Origin of the sequence: Halarcobacter sp., assembly GCF_963675975.1 — a bacterium.
Lineage (GTDB): Bacteria > Campylobacterota > Campylobacteria > Campylobacterales > Arcobacteraceae > Halarcobacter.
Genome location: NZ_OY780939.1, coordinates 2,684,408 through 2,702,333, shown reverse-complemented (window position 1 = coordinate 2,702,333; position 17,926 = coordinate 2,684,408). Strand labels below are relative to the sequence as shown.

23 protein-coding genes are annotated in these 17,926 nt (G+C 26.8%); 19 read left to right on the top strand and 4 right to left on the bottom strand.

Annotation, left to right across the window (positions count from 1 at the left end; genetic code table 11):
• Positions 1-174: 174 nt before the first annotated feature.
• The 14 genes from ACKU3H_RS13405 to ACKU3H_RS13340 all read left to right on the top strand — a co-directional run bounded on the left by ACKU3H_RS13405 (position 175) and on the right by ACKU3H_RS13340 (position 10,099).
• Positions 175-696 carry a hypothetical protein gene (locus ACKU3H_RS13405; protein ID WP_320034375.1) on the top strand — a complete coding sequence of 174 codons (522 nt, stop codon included), beginning with the start codon at positions 175-177 and terminating at the stop codon, positions 694-696.
• A gap of 633 nt (positions 697-1,329) precedes the next feature.
• Positions 1,330-1,725, top strand: a complete 396-nt coding sequence (locus ACKU3H_RS13400; protein ID WP_320034374.1) for an AAA family ATPase — start codon at positions 1,330-1,332, stop codon at positions 1,723-1,725.
• A complete protein-coding gene (locus ACKU3H_RS13395) occupies positions 1,671-2,072 on the top strand; it encodes an AAA family ATPase (protein ID WP_320034373.1) in 402 nt (133 codons plus the stop codon). Before ACKU3H_RS13400 ends, ACKU3H_RS13395 begins: the two co-directional genes overlap by 55 nt.
• Positions 2,072-2,458, top strand: a complete 387-nt coding sequence (locus ACKU3H_RS13390; protein WP_320034372.1) for a hypothetical protein — start codon at positions 2,072-2,074, stop codon at positions 2,456-2,458. The genes ACKU3H_RS13395 and ACKU3H_RS13390 overlap by 1 nt, the downstream gene beginning before the upstream one ends.
• A gap of 30 nt (positions 2,459-2,488) precedes the next feature.
• On the top strand, positions 2,489-2,674 hold the full coding sequence (locus ACKU3H_RS13385; RefSeq protein WP_320034371.1) for a hypothetical protein: 186 nt from the start codon (positions 2,489-2,491) through the stop codon (positions 2,672-2,674).
• A complete protein-coding gene (locus tag ACKU3H_RS13380) occupies positions 2,667-2,975 on the top strand; it encodes a hypothetical protein (protein ID WP_320034370.1) in 309 nt (102 codons plus the stop codon). Before ACKU3H_RS13385 ends, ACKU3H_RS13380 begins: the two co-directional genes overlap by 8 nt.
• Before the next feature lie 94 nt (positions 2,976-3,069).
• Positions 3,070-3,705, top strand: a complete 636-nt coding sequence (locus tag ACKU3H_RS13375; protein WP_320034369.1) for a restriction endonuclease PLD domain-containing protein — start codon at positions 3,070-3,072, stop codon at positions 3,703-3,705.
• Between the two features lie 96 nt (positions 3,706-3,801).
• Positions 3,802-4,548 (top strand): hypothetical protein, encoded by a 747-nt coding sequence (locus ACKU3H_RS13370; protein ID WP_320034368.1) that lies wholly within the window; start codon positions 3,802-3,804, stop codon positions 4,546-4,548.
• A gap of 85 nt (positions 4,549-4,633) precedes the next feature.
• A complete protein-coding gene (locus ACKU3H_RS13365) occupies positions 4,634-4,909 on the top strand; it encodes an antibiotic biosynthesis monooxygenase (protein WP_320034367.1) in 276 nt (91 codons plus the stop codon).
• A complete protein-coding gene (locus ACKU3H_RS13360; protein ID WP_320034366.1) occupies positions 4,893-5,348 on the top strand; it encodes a cyclophilin-like fold protein in 456 nt (151 codons plus the stop codon). The genes ACKU3H_RS13365 and ACKU3H_RS13360 overlap by 17 nt, the downstream gene beginning before the upstream one ends.
• Before the next feature lie 903 nt (positions 5,349-6,251).
• Positions 6,252-7,328, top strand: coding sequence for a DUF2157 domain-containing protein (locus ACKU3H_RS13355; protein ID WP_320034365.1), 1,077 nt, complete (start codon positions 6,252-6,254; stop codon positions 7,326-7,328).
• Entirely contained in the window at positions 7,325-8,137 is an 813-nt protein-coding gene (locus ACKU3H_RS13350; RefSeq protein WP_320034364.1) for a DUF4824 family protein, read from the top strand. Before ACKU3H_RS13355 ends, ACKU3H_RS13350 begins: the two co-directional genes overlap by 4 nt.
• A gap of 293 nt (positions 8,138-8,430) precedes the next feature.
• Positions 8,431-9,036, top strand: coding sequence for a hypothetical protein (locus ACKU3H_RS13345; protein WP_320034363.1), 606 nt, complete (start codon positions 8,431-8,433; stop codon positions 9,034-9,036).
• A 22-nt stretch (positions 9,037-9,058) separates the two neighbouring features.
• On the top strand, positions 9,059-10,099 hold the full coding sequence (locus ACKU3H_RS13340; RefSeq protein WP_320034362.1) for an ankyrin repeat domain-containing protein: 1,041 nt from the start codon (positions 9,059-9,061) through the stop codon (positions 10,097-10,099).
• A 92-nt stretch (positions 10,100-10,191) separates the two neighbouring features.
• Here the strand turns inward: ACKU3H_RS13340 and ACKU3H_RS13335 are convergent, their stop codons facing one another.
• The 3 genes from ACKU3H_RS13335 to ACKU3H_RS13325 form a co-directional block, all read right to left on the bottom strand.
• Complete coding sequence (locus ACKU3H_RS13335; RefSeq protein ID WP_320034361.1) at positions 10,192-11,409, bottom strand: IS256 family transposase; 1,218 nt, start codon at positions 11,407-11,409, stop codon at positions 10,192-10,194.
• A gap of 90 nt (positions 11,410-11,499) precedes the next feature.
• Complete coding sequence (locus tag ACKU3H_RS13330) at positions 11,500-12,819, bottom strand: type II toxin-antitoxin system HipA family toxin (protein ID WP_320034360.1); 1,320 nt, start codon at positions 12,817-12,819, stop codon at positions 11,500-11,502.
• Positions 12,816-13,154 carry a transcriptional regulator, XRE family protein gene (locus ACKU3H_RS13325; RefSeq protein WP_320034359.1) on the bottom strand — a complete coding sequence of 113 codons (339 nt, stop codon included), beginning with the start codon at positions 13,152-13,154 and terminating at the stop codon, positions 12,816-12,818. The genes ACKU3H_RS13330 and ACKU3H_RS13325 overlap by 4 nt, the downstream gene beginning before the upstream one ends.
• Positions 13,155-13,375: 221 nt before the next feature.
• Between ACKU3H_RS13325 and ACKU3H_RS13320 the strand changes: the two genes are divergently transcribed.
• From ACKU3H_RS13320 to ACKU3H_RS13305, 4 genes are all read left to right on the top strand, one after another.
• Positions 13,376-13,960: a pseudouridine synthase gene (locus ACKU3H_RS13320; protein ID WP_320034358.1), complete on the top strand. Its 585-nt coding sequence runs from the start codon at positions 13,376-13,378 to the stop codon at positions 13,958-13,960.
• A gap of 58 nt (positions 13,961-14,018) precedes the next feature.
• Entirely contained in the window at positions 14,019-15,098 is a 1,080-nt protein-coding gene (locus ACKU3H_RS13315) for an FkbM family methyltransferase (protein WP_320034357.1), read from the top strand.
• Positions 15,099-15,102: 4 nt separating this feature from the next.
• Positions 15,103-15,918: a DUF1853 family protein gene (locus ACKU3H_RS13310; RefSeq protein WP_320034356.1), complete on the top strand. Its 816-nt coding sequence runs from the start codon at positions 15,103-15,105 to the stop codon at positions 15,916-15,918.
• 64 nt (positions 15,919-15,982) lie between these two features.
• Positions 15,983-16,858, top strand: a complete 876-nt coding sequence (locus ACKU3H_RS13305) for an EamA family transporter (RefSeq protein WP_320034355.1) — start codon at positions 15,983-15,985, stop codon at positions 16,856-16,858.
• A gap of 9 nt (positions 16,859-16,867) precedes the next feature.
• Here the strand turns inward: ACKU3H_RS13305 and ACKU3H_RS13300 are convergent, their stop codons facing one another.
• On the bottom strand, positions 16,868-17,338 hold the full coding sequence (locus tag ACKU3H_RS13300; RefSeq protein WP_320034354.1) for a hypothetical protein: 471 nt from the start codon (positions 17,336-17,338) through the stop codon (positions 16,868-16,870).
• Between the two features lie 142 nt (positions 17,339-17,480).
• Between ACKU3H_RS13300 and ACKU3H_RS13295 the strand changes: the two genes are divergently transcribed.
• Positions 17,481-17,798: a hypothetical protein gene (locus tag ACKU3H_RS13295; protein ID WP_320034353.1), complete on the top strand. Its 318-nt coding sequence runs from the start codon at positions 17,481-17,483 to the stop codon at positions 17,796-17,798.
• The last annotated feature ends 128 nt before the right edge of the window (positions 17,799-17,926 follow it).

Genomic DNA, 17,926 nt, shown 5'->3' with positions numbered 1-17,926 from the left:
AATTTTTTTGCCGTAATTTCGGCGCATCTTTCACCGAATTCTAGCTTCGATGTACTTCTAGTACACCTTCGCTAGACTTCGGCAAAATCTACACCAAACTTCCGACAAAAACTTTTATTAAAGATTATAATTTTTTTAGATATTATTTTAAAAATAGGAGTTAAATAACTTAATATGATTAAAATATCTGAAAAAACAAGAAAGAATACTTTATATATTTCAATTATATGTTATTTTTTTACTTTGATTTCTATTGGATATTACTTTATGAATTTTGATGATTCATATTTTAAAATGATTTTATCAATTATTGAATTTTTAATTTTCCCTATTTGGTTTATTTTAATTATTTATCTGCAAAATAAGTACAGGAATATAAATAAGCTAGATTCATACTCATTTGATGTGATTAAATTTTTTAATAGTAAACCAAGATTATTAATTGTCATAACATTAATAACTTTAATGGTTTCTTTCTTTTCTTTTTTATTAGGGTTTATAAATAGTGCGAATGGGGTGCCGACTATTGAAAATGGACAATATATTTTAAGAAATCATTCTATTATTACACATATAACAAAAGAAGAGTTTTATGAACTTACTAGAATACAGAATATTGTTAGTTCATTTCATCTTTTAGCTTTTTATATTATACCTACATTACTTTTAGATAAAAAAGATTTAGGATTAAGATGATATGTATTCTATTATAAAATTAAGCTCTATATAATACCAGCCATTATTAAAGCCGAAAGTTTTCAATTTATTTTTGGAATTGCCTGATAATGTTTGAGGAAAGTAAAGTGATTAAATATCACACCAACTAAAATAAAATGGTACTAAAAAATACAAAGGTCATTATCCCACTTTCCCACATTTGAGAAGCCGAGTATTTATTTATAGTTTCGAAAAAGTTTTGTAACTGTATGAGCATAACAAATATGCTAGGAGCATATTTTTAGTTTTCTCAAAGAGAGTGCAAGCATAGGTTTTACTTTTTTCAATATATAATCCTGCTTGCAGGCAAAAAAGTGAATATTTAAAACTTGTCACTTATTATATCAAGTAGTTTTTTACCCATAATATCTCCTAAATTATAAAAATGTTATTTAAAGTTAAATTTTTCACTTTTAACATATATTGTGTATATTAAAGTTTTAAATATCTGTATAAAACATACGTAAAAATTATTATGTTTTGTAATCTTTTTTTATAAAAATCCTTAAAATGGACTCTGTTATAAATATATAATAAATAAGTAGATTTAAGTACTTTATTTATATAATGTATATTCAATAAATAGTTAGGTTAGATGAGGAAGCACAAAAAATGAGTTTTTTAAAGAGACTTGATGAACAATTAATTAGCAATAGATCCAACTTGTTTGGCCATGATGAGATATTTAATAATTGCAAAAAGATTATTGATTTAGTCCATAATCAAGATAATGAGTTAAAACTCTTGTTTGAAGAGCTTGATATTCGAAGTATTAATATTTTCCATGGTGAAACAGGAACTGGAAAGACAACATTATCTTATGAACTTGCCAAATATGTTTTAGAAAAATATGAAGTTGAAACTTATGAACTCAAAGCTCAAGAGATAATTACCGATAATCTAGGCAAAACACTTGGCAACTTCCATAAAGCTTATGAAGAAATAAATGATTTATGTTCAAAAGACAAAGGAATTGTCCTCCTTTTGATGAGTTTGACAGATTTTTAGTTAGTAGAGAAAATGACGATGAAGTGTCTGAGCTGAAAAGGGCATTAATCTCCCTCATGGATTTTTTTCAGTCTATATCTACAGATCATAAAATCACTATACTTGCAACTACCAATTACTTTGATACTTTAGAACCAGCTTTTAAGCGTAGGTTTTCATTTCATTACGAACTACTATGTAATAAAGAAATATTAGAAAAATATGTAGAAAGCTTGAATAGTAAGATTCCTCTTGAATTAAACTATGAGCTGCCAGAAGAGTATCTTGAAAACTCAAAAACTATTGCTGATCTGAAACGAGCTGTCAGGGAAGACTTGGTTAAATTACTTTTGGAAGGTAAAAAATAATGAGTATGACTTTAAGTGTAGTTGAATTCAAAAAAGAAAATGGTCAGTTACAAGCCAACTATATAAGCCACAGCAAAGATGTTATTGTTACAGAATATATAAATTCATTTATATCAGAAGAATACATTTCTGAATTTTCTGTATTTGAAGATGATGAAGAAGTGATTTATAGGGAGCTTGATTTAACTTCTGTAAAATCTTTATCACCAGAAGTAGACAAAAAAGAAGACAATTTATTAACTGAGTTGAAAAAAACATCTGGTAAAAGTATGCGTGATGAAATTCTGAATAATCTTCAAGATATTGTTTGCCTAAATAGATTGATAAAACAACTTTTACTAATGTTGTCAAATAAGTCTTGCATTGCAAAACTGATAATATCTTAGAATGGGATTAGCATGAACAAAGGTAGTATTTTGGAAGGCAAATCCCTTGAGGTTGGTGGATTAATGCAACAGGACACAGGAGGCGATATTGAACATCTCCGTAAAAAGACGACAAATCAACAAGATGATGGTGTAGATTATGAAAGAGTTATCAAACAAAATATGAACTATTTTGACTATTTGAGAAAAGCGAAGAGTGGAGAAAAAAATGGCTAAAAAAGGTTTGGTTTTAGGCCAAGACAAAAACTATACGGGAAAATTGCCAACAAAAGAGCTTGAAAAAGCAATTAATAAGTTAAAAGTGCGATACCAAGATCATTCAGATGATACGAAGGAAGTGATTGGTTTTGAAATAAATGGTGGTGAGGGCCTAACAAAATCAGGTTTAAAAAAAATGGATGAGTTTAAAGAATGGGCCAAAAAAAAAGGAATGGATGCAGAATATAACTCAAATAGGGACTTAGAAATAATCACGAAAATTCTAAGAAATCGTATAAGTAACAAAAATAAAAATTAACTTTTATATGCATTCTAAACAGTGGAGTGAATAAATTACCTGTAGCTTATTTATTTGCTTATTTTAAACGTTAGATATTAAAGGAAAAATAAATATGGCATTAACTAAGGTTGCAGTTTTTCTTCGCAAAGATTGGAAAGTGAATCGTTTTAGAAATGTAATCATTTCAACGTTTAATTCTTCTGATATATCAGAAATGATTTTATGTTCAGGATTTTTTCAAGAGAACAAATACTTTATTGCTAGTAATGATTTTAAAGGTGTTTGCTTACACAATCAAAAAACTCTTAAGCTAGTGGGAGTTTATGACTATAAATGGAGAACTGCATATTATGATTTTCATGATAATGTGATAAAAAACAATTGTTCCTCTTGTTTAAATGTTCAAAAATATAGAATACCAGGTATGCGTTGGCATGCAAAAATCATGATAGGCAAGAAAAAAGATGCACCTGTTATTGCAACAATTGGAAGTAGTAATATAACTGGTCGAGCATTTGGACTTAGCAAAAACTATAACTACGAAAGTGATGTGGTATTTTGGGATGATTCAATTGATAGTATTAACCAAGTAATTACTCGTTCAATTGAAGGAAATATTCAGAATTCGGATGAAGTTTTCATCTCAAATTATGATGAAGATGATTGGAGAAATGGTAGACAATCTTTAGATGAAAAAATTGTACAATTAGAAAAAGATATTTTTGATGTTGCTAAGCTTGCTGAGTAATATCTAACAAACCAGTGGAGCCAATAAATTACCCTGTGAGAAATTTATTAGCTCATTTTAAACGTTATGAGATTAATTTAAAGGACAATAAATACAATGACACAACAAGAATTCTTTTTTAATACACCAATTTACACACCTCTTAAAATTGAGTCAGTAACTTTACTAGACCTTACAAGTTCATCCAAAGAATTTGAAGGTTATAATCCATGGCAAAAAGTTGAATCAACTTTTGTAGTAGAAGAAGGAATTTATCCACCATTTATTAGAAATGGTGGATACGAAACAATTGAAGTGAGATGTAAAAGAACTGATAGTATATTTAAATATTATATACTATGGGTTCCAAAGGAACAAACTATTGTTAAAATTGGACAATATCCATCAATTGCAGACTTTCATATTTCAGAAATAAAACAATATAAAAAATTATTATCAACAGAAAAATTAAAAGAATTTACTCGTGCCATTGGCTTAGCAGCCAATGGTGTAGGAATTGGTTCATTTGTGTATTTAAGAAGAATATTTGAATATTTAATTGAGGATGCTTACACTATGTGTAAAAAGGATGGAACAGTTGATGAAGAAAATTATAAAAAATCAAGAATGGATCAGAAAATTGAACTATTATCTTCTCATTTACCTGACTTTTTAGTAGAACATAAATCTATGTATTCTATTTTAAGCAAAGGAATACATGAGTTAGATGAAAAAACTTGCTTAGCCCATTTTGATTCTTTAAGAGTTGGTATTGAAATTATTCTTGATGAAAAGTTAGAAGAATTAAAGAAAAAAGAAAAGATAGAGCAAGCTAAGAAAAAACTAATGAGCATACAGGTTTAATAATCATCTCATAACAAATCAGAGGAGCTAATAAATTACCCTGCGGGAAATTTATTAGCTCATTTCAAACGTTAAAAGGAAATTTATGTCAAAAGTAACATTGAAAGGCTATATTTTAGTTCCTGAATCAGAACTTGAATTAGTACAAAATGAGTTAGTAAACCATAGACGTCTTACTCTCGAAGAAGAAGGTTGTAATATGTTTAGTGTCATTCAAAGTTCGGAAAATTTTCTTCGTTTTGATGTTTATGAAGAATTTGCAGATAAAGCCTCTTTTGAGCAACATCAAAAAAGGGTTAAAAATTCTCATTGGGGTAAGGTAACAGTTAATGTTGAGCGTCACTATGAAATCTTTGAGTGAATATAGATTTAAAAAAATACTAAAGATAGTTTTACTATTTTATTCTTTTAGTTTATGGGGAGCAGATTTGATGAACAATAGAGTTATTTATATAAAAGTTAATGGCTATTTTTTGGAGGTTCAGCTTGAAAACAACTCTTCTGCAGATGCCTTAATTGATAAGTTACAAAGTGAAGATACTTCAATACATATGAAAGACTATGCCAATATGGAAAAAGTGGGTTCTTTGGGATATTCACTTGTAACTAATGACAAACCAATAGACACAGTTTCTGGTGATGTTATTTTATATCAAGGTAAATATTTTGTTATTTATTATGATAATAATTCTTGGAGTTTAACAAAACTAGGAAAAATAACAAATGTAAATAAACAAGAACTTAAGAAGATTCTTGGTGAAAAAGAAGTAGAAATAGTACTTTCTTTAAAGAAGGATTGAATATATTTAGTTAAAATGCTACAAAATTACACCCCTGAGGTAGAATCTCTGAGTTTCATGGTAATCTAAAAATTATAATTGGACGAGCTGAATATGATGAAGAAACAGAAACTGTTTATAATTTTGAACCATACGAAGAATTTAGAACTGGTAGATACATATAACAAATCAGAGGAGCCAATAAATTACCTTGCGGGCAATTCATCGGCTCATTTTAAACGTTATACTACAAGGTTAAATTATGAAACAATGTCCTAATTGTGGAAAGAAGTCAATTCCCCTTAAGTGGATTATTTTTAATAAATCATCTTCAGGGTCTTTTATCAAGTGTTTCCAATGCCCAGATTGTAATGAAAAAATCAAGAAAAATAAAAAGTTCATACTATAGAACTAGTATGGTTATTAATAATTGCTTTTTTTATAGATTATATTACAGATTCTTTATGGGTGGCAATTATTGGTACTATAATGACATTTATATTTTTAGAGTATGTTTTAGAATATTTATCACCATTAAGTGTAGCTGATGAATCATATTGTCGAGATGAAATGACTAAAATAGGAGCTATTTTGCGTTAGTTTTAATGGTATCTATTATAGGTTTTTTAATATATTATTTTATTGTTAGTCCATTTGTATTGAATACTTGATTTTGTTGTAAAAGTTAAAATACTAAAGAATAACAATCTATTAAAAAATTACTGATACTATTCTCTATACTATTATGTTTTCATTATTTAGGATTTTAAACTAATAGAATTATATTTTATAATCTATTTCCCATTTATTTTAGATTATATATTATAGTTTTATATAATCTTATATATTATTTTTGTATAATGTGTCAATAATAAATAGTTATGTTTAATATTAAAATAACTATTTTAGGAGTTACAACAAATAATGAATATAAAATCTAAAATTGAAGCACAACAAAGAGTTGACCAAATCAACCAATTTCAAAAAGAACTACAAATACTTGAAAAAGAAAATATTCTTACTCTTGACAAAACACAATATATCAATATAGAGGATTATCATAAAAGCCTTATTTCTAAGCTTATCTCAGCATTTGATATTGATTCAAATCATCAAAAAAAACAATTAAGTTTAGGGATGAAAATAGCATCGTTTTTAGGTGCTCTTGGTTTATCTGCAAGTGTATTTTTTCTTTTTTATCAATTTTGGGGTGTATTATCTATTACAATTCAAGTAATAATATTGGTAATAACACCAATTCTTGCTTTAACAGTAACTACATATCTTTCTAAAAAAGAGAAAACAAGCTATTTTTCGAAAATATTTGGATTACTCAGTTTTGTTTGTTTTGTACTTAATATTTCCATGCTTGGACAAATATTTAATATTACTCCATCTTCAAATGCTTTATTAATATGGTCAATATTTGCATTACTATTAGCTTACGCTATTAATGCTAGATTACTTCTAGCATTTGCAATTTTAAGTTTTTCTGCTTTTCTATCGGCAAAAATTGGAACATGGAGTGGTATGTATTGGATTGGGTTTGGAGAAAGACCCGAACATTTTTTACCAGTTGCTATTTTATTATTTTTTATTTCATTTATTAAACATCATCGTTATGATGGTTTTGATGTTATTTATAGAGTTTTTGGAATGATTATATTTTTTATTCCTGTATTGATTCTATCAAACTGGGGAATAGTAAGTTATTTAAATCTTCAAATAGATTATATTGAAACAATGTATCAACTGATTGGTTTTGGTATGAGCGCTTTGTTAATTTGGTTTGGAATAAAAAAGAGCTTAGTAGATGTAGTAAATACTGGGAATATATTTTTTACTATATTTTTATACACAAAGTTTTTTGATTGGTGGTGGGATTGGATGCCAAAGTATATTTTCTTTTTCATAATAGGCTTATCCGCACTAATTGTATTGTTAGTATTTAAAAAATTACGATTATCTGTTATTGAAAATGATGAAAAGGTATTATCATGAGATGTTTTTTTAATTCAAACAAGTTGTTTATTTTAGCTTTTGCTTTTATTATCATTTCAAATATTGTAATTTTATATGGAGTTTTTAATAATAGAATAGGATTACCTAGTTCAGAAGTATCTCTTACAGAACGTGAGTTAAAACTTCCATATCTAAACATAAATGAAAACAGTGCCATTTCGTTAAGACTTAATTTCAGAACTCTAAATAACTTTTCTTATACCAGTAAGAATGCCCTATGGCTTACAACACAAAAATTAAAAACTCTTGGTTTTTATATTGATAAAGATTTTAAAAAGAGTGATGGTTCACATTTTTTTGAAAGTGCTCAAAAAGAAGTGTTTATTGTTTTAGAATATGATGGTAAATCATATCAAGATTCATTAGCCCTTGCAAAAAATAGGGTTGTAGAAATACAAAAACTAAACTCTACAGAAAAAAAAGATCAACAAAAATTGAAACATGCAATAGAAGAATTAAAAAACGAACAATATAAATATTCTAGACTTTTTGCAATTGATGCAGATATTAATCCAGAAGTTTTAAAATCTAAATACCAAGATAAATCAAAATATATTATTACAAGAGGACTGATAAATGTTAGTCATACTAGCAAAGGAATTAGTGCTTATATTTTGGGTTTAATTATAAAGGAGATTTATATTCCACTTGAGTATAGTAATTTTCTTAAGTCATTACAATCAATAAGAAATTATAATAATAAAATAATCAAACCTAGGTATACAATTACACTAAAATATGGAACAAAATTTGAACCATACGTAACTTCTGTTAAGAAACTGAATTAAGTAGAAAAAAATTATAACTTAAAATATAAATAATTATATAGAAAAGGAGATACCAGATGAAAATAACACCTCTGAACTTAGAAAATACACTCCATAATCACATTCTAGAGATAGAATTTCCACTTTTATATATAAACAAATGATTAGTATAAAATGATGCTTAAATCTTTAGAAACAATTCTTCAGATTATGCTTTTATCTTAGGTATTAAATAATAAAAATAGCTGTTTTATATAAAAATAAAATTATAAATAATGTTATTAATTTTAAAATATTTTAGATATAATTTATTTATGGATAAAAATAAATTAGAAATTGAATATGAATATAATTTTTCTTATTTTTTCTTCATCATTCAAAATATTTTTATAGAATTAATCTTAATCTTTGTAGCAATTGATATGTTTGAGAAGAAGTTATCAAGTTATAAAGATTATTTTATATTCTTTTTTTTAGTATTGATTATTGTATTTATATTTCTTGAATATATAAAAAGTTTTTTCACTATGAAAGATATTGTATTTCTTGATGATAACATAGTAATTAATAGTAAGATTTTTAAATTAGAAGATATTGAATGTATAGATCGTACTGATAGAAATGCAACGAGAATAATACTGAAAGATAAATCAACTAATAAATATTTGGTTACAGTTTTTTTTGAAGGTTTGATTTCAGGAAATATGTTAAATATAAGTTACTATACATTCACAAAAATCTTTGAAAGTGAATTTAGTGGAGAACAAAATTTAGAAAAAAAGTTAAATGCAGTTAAAAATATTAATTTAGAACAAGAAAAAATAGAAAATGATATATTTGATAAGGGATGGTATTTATATTATTTATTTATGATAGTACCAGTTTCTATTATATTATATTTGATGGTATCATCTTCATAAAAAAATGAAAAAAAGGGAAAAAATGAATAGTCATATTAAATATTTAATTATATTTTTATGTTTAGTTTCAACATTAAATGGATTTGATAAAGGATCTCCTTTGATGAATGCAGTTGATCAACAAAATTTTGAAGAAATTGTCAATTTAGTAGAAAAAGGTGTAGATATTAATAAAAAAAATAAGTTAGGTTTCACTGCATTACTTTATGCAGTAGGTTGGGGAGATTTAAAAACAGTAAAATATTTAATTAATAAAGGTGCTTCATTAAAGAGTCGAGCGAATAGAGGTTTTGGAGTATTACATCGAGCAGCAATGAATAAAAATGAAGAGATTATTAAATACTTATTGGAAAATTATAGTTTTGATGTTAATGATAGAGGTAAGAGTTATTGTTCTCCACTTGATTTTTCTTTAAGAAATAATGCTTTGCAGAAAAATGGAACTTTAAATGCTACAAAATTACTTTTAAAATATGGTGCTAAAAAAAGTATTAATTGGAATTGTAATGGATATACACCTCTAATGATTTCAATTAAAAATAAAGAAGTAGTAGATTTACTAATTAATAATGGTGCAGATAAAACTATAAAAAATAAAGCAGGCTTTACTGCATATGATTTAGCAATAAGAGAAAATAATTCAAAAGATATAACTGAAATTTTAAAAATGAAAAATTATAAAAATGAAAGAAAAGATATATATTTTATAAAAAATTTAGTATGGGAATTGAAAAACAATAATAATAGATATGATAAATATTCTAAAAATGATGCAATTAATTATTGTAAAAATTTAGTTATTCAAAATTATAATAAATGGAGAATACCAACTGAACTTGAATATAAAACAATTTTAAGAGATGAACCTTATACTGGTTATATAATAGATGGTATAGATAAATATTATTTTAATCCAAAGAATTTTCCTAATATGGTTCCTTCTAGGTATTGGATTGTTTTTAAAGATATTTCTTTGGGATATCAATCTGTGTCACAAAATTTTACTCGTAAAATAGATGACAATAAGAAGTATTATATACGTTGTGTAACAGATAAAAAATGAGATAATATAAATTAGGAATTACACCCAGAGGATGAATCTCCACTTTAAAGAGCCTGTAAAGTAAACTGTGTAAATCACCAGTAAACTTTAAATCACTTAGTATATTTTTCCATAATCTCACTGAAGAATATACTAAGTTGAGGATAAATTTCACTCCAATTTCTAAGTTTAGTTCTAGTCCACTTTTCTTGAACCTCCTGTGTTGCTAAATATAATAGTTTAAATGCTGAATCAACTGTTGGAAAGGAGCCTTTAGATTTGATCTTTCTTTTAATATTTGAATTTAGTGATTCTATTGGGTTTGTTGTATAAATTAAAGTTTGAATAGCTTTTGGATATTTAAAAAATGTAGCAAGTTCTGTCCAATTATTTGTCCAAGATTGGGAAATGTGAGGATATTTTTTACCCCAAATATCATTAAATGAAGTCAAAGCTAATTGAGCATCTTCTTCTGTAGAAGCTTGATAAACTGTCTTTAAGTCTTTTGCTACAGCTTTTCTATCTTTCCAAGATACATATCTTAGTGAACTTCTAATCTGATGAACTATACACCTTTGAATCTCAGCTTTGGGATAAACTGCTTCAATGGCTTGGTTAAATCCATTTAAACCATCAATAGCAAATATAAGAACATCATCTACACCTCTGTTTTTAAGTTCGTTTAAAAGTGTTAGCCAATATTTACTAGATTCATTCTCTCCAATCCAAATACCTATAATCTCTTTCTTACCATCTAGTGTGATTCCAAGCATGATATAAGCAGCTATATTTTTAACAACTCTATCTACTCTTATTTTTAGAACTGTTGCATCCATAAAGATAATTGGGTAAATTGATTCTAATGGTCTGTTTTGCCACTCTTTAGCTTTTTCGATAATTGCACTTGTAATATTTGATATTGTTTGTTCTGATAGTTCATATCCATATAAATCATCTAAATGATGTTGTATATCCCTTACACTCATTCCTTTGGTATAAAGTGATAATATTAAATCTTCACTTCCTTTTAAAAGTCTCTCTCTTTTTTGTACTAGTTTTGGTTCAAATGTTCCATCTCTGTCTCTTGGCATGGATACATCAATCTCTCCATACTTTGACTTTAATGTTTTTTTATTATGTACATTTCTATAGTTTGGATTATCTGATTCTTTATGCTTTTCATAGCCAAGATGTGAAGTAAGTTCTTCTTGCGTTGCTGTTTGTAAAGCTTCTTTTAGTAATCCTTTAAATTCATCTAAAATACCATCTAATGATACTTCTTTACCTTCTTTTATTTGTCTTCTTAATTCTTCTTTGTTTAGTATTCCCATAATGTAAATCCTTTAAATAAATCTACTAGATAAATTCTATCTAATAAATTTATATTTTTGGATTTACACAGTTAGTTTTACACTACCACTTTAAATCAAATCTCTTCTTAAATTTTTAGAAACAGTATCTTTTAATTTTCTTGGTACTTTATATTTGTCTGCAAGTTTTTCAAACTCTTTAAATACTTCAATAGTTTTTTCAAGTATTTTTGTTGTTTGTTTCTCAGTCAAATCACAATATTTCCCAAATGTTATAATATCCTTTTTTGTAAAACTATCTTGTTTTTTATTAAGTCTTATTTGATGTACTTTTGTCCAAGTTCCAGTTGGGTCATAAGAGTAGGTCATATCAAAAGCGGGAGATAAACTCCAGTCCCCTTTTTTATTCATCAAAAATCCAAAGTTTTTTGTATGGTCATCTTGGTTTCTTCCAACTATATTAAAAACTGCTCTTTTAAAAACTTCCGTTATCTCTTCTTGTCCAAAGTTTAGTTGTCGTAAGTTTAAAACTAATTGTTCGTATGAGTATGCTCCTGTTGTATCTCTGTCGTAGTGAGATAATCCAGCCCAAGATATGTAGTGTAGTTTTGAGGTTTTTTTATTTTCTACAACTCTATCAAATCTTTTTATCATAAAATGAAAATCCTCATCTATTTCTATATATGAGGTTTCGGGAATATCTATTTCACATTTTTTAGCTAGTATAGAATATATATATTCAACTCTTGTCATACCTTTTGGGTCTTTTGAATCTCTATCTTGATTAGCGGATGAGTCAAATTTTAAAAGCCAGTAAGAGTAGTTTCCTTCATATACGTTTGTTCCATCTATGTATCTGTTTTCTTTATCTTCATCTTTTGCTATAAGTGCTTTGGCTCTTGCACCTCCTGCACTAGAACCAACTCTTATCAAGTCTAATACCTCTTTTTTTGTTTTGGAGTTTTTTAACTTATCATTTAAATTGTCTTTTTTTGAAATTACCAATTCTGCTAATTTGGCTAGTGTTGTTATATCTAAAGCTTGCATCCCTTTTTCAAAATCATCTTCAAATTCACAAGGATGATATTCTAGAGCACCTATACTTCTTTTACCTACATATAGCAATCTATCAAGAGTTGTTATCTCTTCTTGGGGGATTTTTTTCTCTGCCATGAACTGGTCTATTAGTTGATTTCCATATTTATCTGGTAAAGAGTCAGCGAAAACACCTGCAACTCCTTTAAAAGTTCTAAAACTTATATCTTCAAAATAAAACTTGTCAGGTGGATATTTCATCAATAAAGGTGAAGGGAAAATATTAGATCTCATAAAGTTTTCATCATATTCAAATTGTGCTATGTTTGAATCTTTTGGGTAACCTAAATATCCAATGGTTGTGCCCCATAATTTTACTTCAACAATCTTACTCATTTATCTTCTCCCCAAATAAAGTTTTCATTTGTATCTTTCTTAGTTTTGAATATTCTTTTAGGTTTTGTTTTTTTTTCTTTTTGTTTAATACTAAATTCCTCTTTGACTTCAAGTAGTTTTTGTAGTTTATCTAGCTCACCAAGACCTTTTAAAATTTTTATAAAATTTAATAGGTTTATATTTGAGCCACTTTTTAGTCTTTGGATAGCATCAATACTAACACCACCTTTTTTATGAACATCTTCATCTGAAAGTTTTTTATAAAGTCTCAATTCCTCATAGTTTTTACCAAGCTCTTTTATAATATCTTCATTTGTTAATAAGTTAAAATCCATAAGAACTCCTTTTAAAATATTATATCATAATACTTTGTATTTATACTAAGTATTATCTTAAAAAATTAAAATACTTTGTATATATGCATATTAATAATACAAAATATAAGGTTAAATGGATAATCTTAACTTAATTTGTATATCTTTTGTATTGTTTTATTTAAAACTCCTCTTTATAAAATAAAAGCTACAATTCCACATAATTCAAAGGACAAGTTTTAATGCCAAATACTCACCAGCACTTCAAAATCTTCAAACCATACGGATGTTTAAGCCAGTTTAAACAAGAAAAGATGAAAAACAAAAGTTTATTGGGTGACTTTTATGATTTTCCTGAAAATACTATGGCTATTGGAAGATTAGACCATGATTCAGAAGGCTTATTATTGCTTACAACTGATGGTAAAGTTAGTAATAAAGTAACTAGCAAATCTATTGAAAAAGAGTATTATGTTCAAGTGGATGGTATTATCACTCAAGATGCTGTATCTAAACTACAAAAGGGTGTTGAGATTACAGTTAGTGGAAAAAGATATCAAACTCTTCCTTGTAATGCTTTTGCTATAGAAGGCGAACCAAATCTTCCAGCTCGTGGAAAAAATATTCGTCATCCAAAACATGGACCAACTTCTTGGGTTTCTATTACTGTTTGTGAAGGTAAAAAAAGACAAGTTAGAAAAATGACTGCTGCTGTTGGTTTTCCTACTTTAAGGCTTGTAAGAGTTCGAATTGGGGATATTCATCTAGATAGTTTGATGCCTGGGGAAGTGGCTTCAATACTTAGTATTGATGATGCAATAAATTAATTACACCATAGTATGTTATACTAAAATTAAATAGTAATAAAAAGGCAAAATACAATTTATGGTAGATATAAAAGATTTTGACTACATAAATGAAAAAGATAAAAAGCTAGTAAATCTTTTTATAGAGTCAAAAGATATAAAAAAATATATTCTTGGAATAAACAAATATACAAAAGCTATACAAAAACATATCTCTGTTGATGGTATTATAGATGATTTTACAAGGGTTCAAAAATCTAGAAAAAAAGAGATATTAGATATAAATGATATAGATAAAAACTCTATAGTTCTTTGGGTATCATGGGGAAGTCCTTTGGATGTTAAAGAGAAACTTGATTCTATGGGCATAGAAAATATAAGTTATTTAGCCTTTAATAGATATAGCTCACTTCCTCTTCCTTCTGCTCCTTTTATGGATGATTTTGAAGAGGACTTCAAGCAAAATAAAGACCAATATGAAAAGATTTTTAATCTACTAGAAGATGAAAAATCAAAAACCATTTTTAAAAAGGTTTTAAATTTTAAGATTACTGGCGATTATGGTTTTATGAAAGGCTTTACAAACAACCATGACGAACAATATTTCGATAAAGAGATTGTCCCAGATATAAAAAATATAAGTTTTGTAGATTGTGGTGGATATGTGGGAGATACTATCCCTAATATAATCACTAATTTCCCTGATTATAAAAATATATATTCAATAGAGCCAAATAAACTACATATAAATATTGCCAAAAGAAAATTTGCTGATACACCAAATATAGAGTTTATAGAATCTGGATTATCAAATAAAAAAATTATAGCTGAAGATAATATATCATCAAACAATTGCGATCACAATTATAATGCTCTAAATACTAATACCTTGGATAATATCATAAAAGAAAAAGTAGATTTTATAAAAATGGATATTGAAGGTGCAGAGCAAGATGCGATTGAGGGTGCAAAAGAGACTATAAAAAGATATAAACCTATTTTAGCTATTTGTATATATCATAAGGCAGAGGATTGGTATAAGATACCCCAAATGGTTTTATCCATTTATAGTGGCTATAAAATTTATATGAGGCATTATATGGAAGGGATATATGAAACTGTTCTTTATTTTATTCCAAAGTCTGATAATATAAAGTAAAGCAATGGAAAATTTAAAAACTCAATTCCTAGGATACCTAAACACACCTTCTTTATTTAAAAACTTAAATGGTCTAAATCAATTTGAACTAGATATAAAAGAAGTAAATGAGTTTGATTTTACTAAATTAGATATTTCTACTAATCTTCCTTTAGGAAAAAGAATAGAGCGTTTTTTTGAGTTTTATATAAATCAATCGCCAAACTATGAGTTAATAAAATCATATATCCAAATTATTCATGACAAAGAAACTCTTGGAGAGTTGGATTTTTTGCTTTTTGATAAAACAACACAAAAATATTTACATATAGAGCATATCTACAAATACTATCTTTATGATACCTCTTTTACAAATGAAATAGATAGATTTATTGGTCCAAATAGAGATGATTCTTTTGCTCAAAAATTAACAAAATTAAAAAAGAAGCAGCTTCCTTTACTCTATAAAGATGAGACTAAAAAGTATTTGTTTGATTTAAATGTTAATGCTTTTGAACAAAAGGTTTGTTTCAAAGGAAATATTTATGTTCCTTTAAACTTAGTAGGTAAAGAGATACCTATTATAAACAACGATTGTATAAAAGGTTTTTATCTAAGTTACAATGAGTTTTTAAAACAAGAAGATTTTAAAGAGTTTAAATACTTTTTGCCTTCAAGAGATGATTGGGTTAGAGATTGTTTTACAAACAATATTTGGAAATCTTTTGATGAAGTATTAACTGAAATAGAACTATTTTTAAATCATAAGAAATCCCCTCTTGTTTGGATGAAGAAACTAAAAGAGGATAAAAGCCAAAGCTTTTTTATAACTTGGTGGTAAAAAGCAATTTTATTCTATACACATAAAGTTTGATTTATCTATAATCTGATTTTAAAGGAATTAGATGGATATCAAAGGTATTTTATTAGCTTTTTTAGTTGTGTTGATTTGGGGAATTAACTTTCCCATAATAAAGTTTGGTTTAGAAGAACTGCCACCTATACTTTTTTCAGCACTTAGATTTTTGATTGTTGCTATTCCTGCTGTATTTTTTATCCCTTTTCCTAAAACTTCTATTTGGAATATTTTGGGTGTAGGTGTATTTTTAGGTGTTTTAAAATTTGGTTTTTTATTTTATGCAATGAATGCAGATGCTAGTGCTGGAATCTCATCTTTACTTTTACAAGCTCAGGTTATATTTACTATCATACTTAGTATTTTGATATACAAAGAGGTGATTACAAAGATACAAGCTATTGGAATTTTAGTTGCTACTATTGGTTTTTCATTTTTCTTTTTTACTGTAAACAACAGCATTACAACATTGGGTATTATACTTTTACTTTTTGCTGCATTTTTCTGGTCAATATCAAATATCATTATGAAAAGAATAAAAGGGGTAAATCTTTTACACTTTATGGTTTGGGTTTGTTTAGTACCACCTTTGCCTTTATTTCTTATGTCATACTTTTTTGAGTCAAAAGATACTCTAACAATACTTTTATCAACTACACAAAAAACATGGTTTTCTTTAGTTTATGTATCATATCTCTCTACCTTGATTGCTTTTGCTATTTGGGGATGGTTACTTAAAACTTATCAAGCTTCATTAGTAACACCTTTTGCACTTTTGATACCTATTGTTGGAATTTTTAGTTCATCTGTTTTATTGGGTGAAAAGCTTTCTTCAACGGAAATAATTGGAGCTATTCTTATTTTAAGTGGTCTATTTATTACAATATTTGCTAAAAAAATATTTAACAAAATTCGTAATAAATAGAATTCTTTTTTAGTTTATCTCTTTTTGTTTCTCTTCCATTTGATTCATAAGTTCACTATTTAATTCCATAGTTAAATAGTGGTCCATCATACTTGAATCTGCACCTGTTAGTGTTGGATTTGCTTCTAGGATTTTTAATACTGCATATGAGGCAAATGGGTCATGCTCTTTTTTTATTAAAAGTTTCTCCAACAATAAATCCATCTCTAATACTTCCAAATGCATAGACATAGTTTTGTATATCCAAGCCAAAACAATAATCTCCATAAAGTTAGTAGTAGGTTTAAATACTCTCATGTCATTTACTATTGTATGAAGTTTGATTTTTCCCAACATTTCTAAAATATCTGCATCTTTACTTGCATTTAATTTATATCCATCTTCACTAACTTCAATCTCACCTTCTTTTAGTACTTTATCTAATTTTACATCTTTATTTATCTTATAAGCCTCTTTGTACATATCTATAAAATCTTGCATATTTTCTCCCATTTTTGTACTTCTTATATGCAAATATAATACCACAGTTAAAAAATAGTTTTATCAAGCATTATGTTATAATTTAAACAATTAATTAAGTTTAGAGGTAAGTTTGAAAATATCATATCATCGCAGACGTAAAATGAAAACTAGAAGAATAGCCATAAAAGAACTACTTTCAAATGGTATTTCTGATCCAAAAGAGTTAGCAAAAGAGCTTAAAGTTACAGTTCCTACTATCAAAAGAGATTTAGACGCTATGAAAACTATGAGTGAAGAGGATTTTACTTTCCAAAAAAGACAAACTTCCCAAGAGATACTAGATAAAAAGGATGAAATTTTACGAATGCTTGATGATGAAGAGTACTATACAGACAATGGTGATATAAATATTAGTAAAATAATGCAAGAACTTAAAACAAGTAGATCTACTGTTATGTCTGTTTTAAATGGTGAATAAGATTTTACCTTTAGATTATAATCTTCTGTTACAATTTGTCTTTTTTATTTAAATATATCGTTTTTCTTTATTCCTCAAAATAGTACCTAAGTCTAATTTCTATAAAATAAATTCTCAATAAATAATCA

Bases quoted from the DNA above. Each gene is read 5' to 3' on its own strand.
- ACKU3H_RS13405 (WP_320034375.1), top strand. From the start codon at position 175: ATGATTAAAATATCTGAAAAAACAAGAAAGAATACTTTATATATTTCA.
- ACKU3H_RS13400 (WP_320034374.1), top strand. From the start codon at position 1,330: ATGAGTTTTTTAAAGAGACTTGATGAACAATTAATTAGCAATAGATCC.
- ACKU3H_RS13395 (WP_320034373.1), top strand. From the start codon at position 1,671: ATGTTCAAAAGACAAAGGAATTGTCCTCCTTTTGATGAGTTTGACAGA.
- ACKU3H_RS13390 (WP_320034372.1), top strand. From the start codon at position 2,072: ATGAGTATGACTTTAAGTGTAGTTGAATTCAAAAAAGAAAATGGTCAG.
- ACKU3H_RS13380 (WP_320034370.1), top strand. From the start codon at position 2,667: ATGGCTAAAAAAGGTTTGGTTTTAGGCCAAGACAAAAACTATACGGGA.
- ACKU3H_RS13375 (WP_320034369.1), top strand. From the start codon at position 3,070: ATGGCATTAACTAAGGTTGCAGTTTTTCTTCGCAAAGATTGGAAAGTG.
- ACKU3H_RS13370 (WP_320034368.1), top strand. From the start codon at position 3,802: ATGACACAACAAGAATTCTTTTTTAATACACCAATTTACACACCTCTT.
- ACKU3H_RS13365 (WP_320034367.1), top strand. From the start codon at position 4,634: ATGTCAAAAGTAACATTGAAAGGCTATATTTTAGTTCCTGAATCAGAA.
- ACKU3H_RS13360 (WP_320034366.1), top strand. From the start codon at position 4,893: ATGAAATCTTTGAGTGAATATAGATTTAAAAAAATACTAAAGATAGTT.
- ACKU3H_RS13355 (WP_320034365.1), top strand. From the start codon at position 6,252: ATGAATATAAAATCTAAAATTGAAGCACAACAAAGAGTTGACCAAATC.
- ACKU3H_RS13350 (WP_320034364.1), top strand. From the start codon at position 7,325: ATGAGATGTTTTTTTAATTCAAACAAGTTGTTTATTTTAGCTTTTGCT.
- ACKU3H_RS13345 (WP_320034363.1), top strand. From the start codon at position 8,431: ATGGATAAAAATAAATTAGAAATTGAATATGAATATAATTTTTCTTAT.
- ACKU3H_RS13340 (WP_320034362.1), top strand. From the start codon at position 9,059: ATGAATAGTCATATTAAATATTTAATTATATTTTTATGTTTAGTTTCA.
- ACKU3H_RS13335 (WP_320034361.1), bottom strand. From the start codon at position 11,409: ATGGGAATACTAAACAAAGAAGAATTAAGAAGACAAATAAAAGAAGGT.
- ACKU3H_RS13330 (WP_320034360.1), bottom strand. From the start codon at position 12,819: ATGAGTAAGATTGTTGAAGTAAAATTATGGGGCACAACCATTGGATAT.
- ACKU3H_RS13325 (WP_320034359.1), bottom strand. From the start codon at position 13,154: ATGGATTTTAACTTATTAACAAATGAAGATATTATAAAAGAGCTTGGT.
- ACKU3H_RS13320 (WP_320034358.1), top strand. From the start codon at position 13,376: ATGCCAAATACTCACCAGCACTTCAAAATCTTCAAACCATACGGATGT.
- ACKU3H_RS13315 (WP_320034357.1), top strand. From the start codon at position 14,019: ATGGTAGATATAAAAGATTTTGACTACATAAATGAAAAAGATAAAAAG.
- ACKU3H_RS13310 (WP_320034356.1), top strand. From the start codon at position 15,103: ATGGAAAATTTAAAAACTCAATTCCTAGGATACCTAAACACACCTTCT.
- ACKU3H_RS13305 (WP_320034355.1), top strand. From the start codon at position 15,983: ATGGATATCAAAGGTATTTTATTAGCTTTTTTAGTTGTGTTGATTTGG.
- ACKU3H_RS13300 (WP_320034354.1), bottom strand. From the start codon at position 17,338: ATGCAAGATTTTATAGATATGTACAAAGAGGCTTATAAGATAAATAAA.
- ACKU3H_RS13295 (WP_320034353.1), top strand. From the start codon at position 17,481: ATGAAAACTAGAAGAATAGCCATAAAAGAACTACTTTCAAATGGTATT.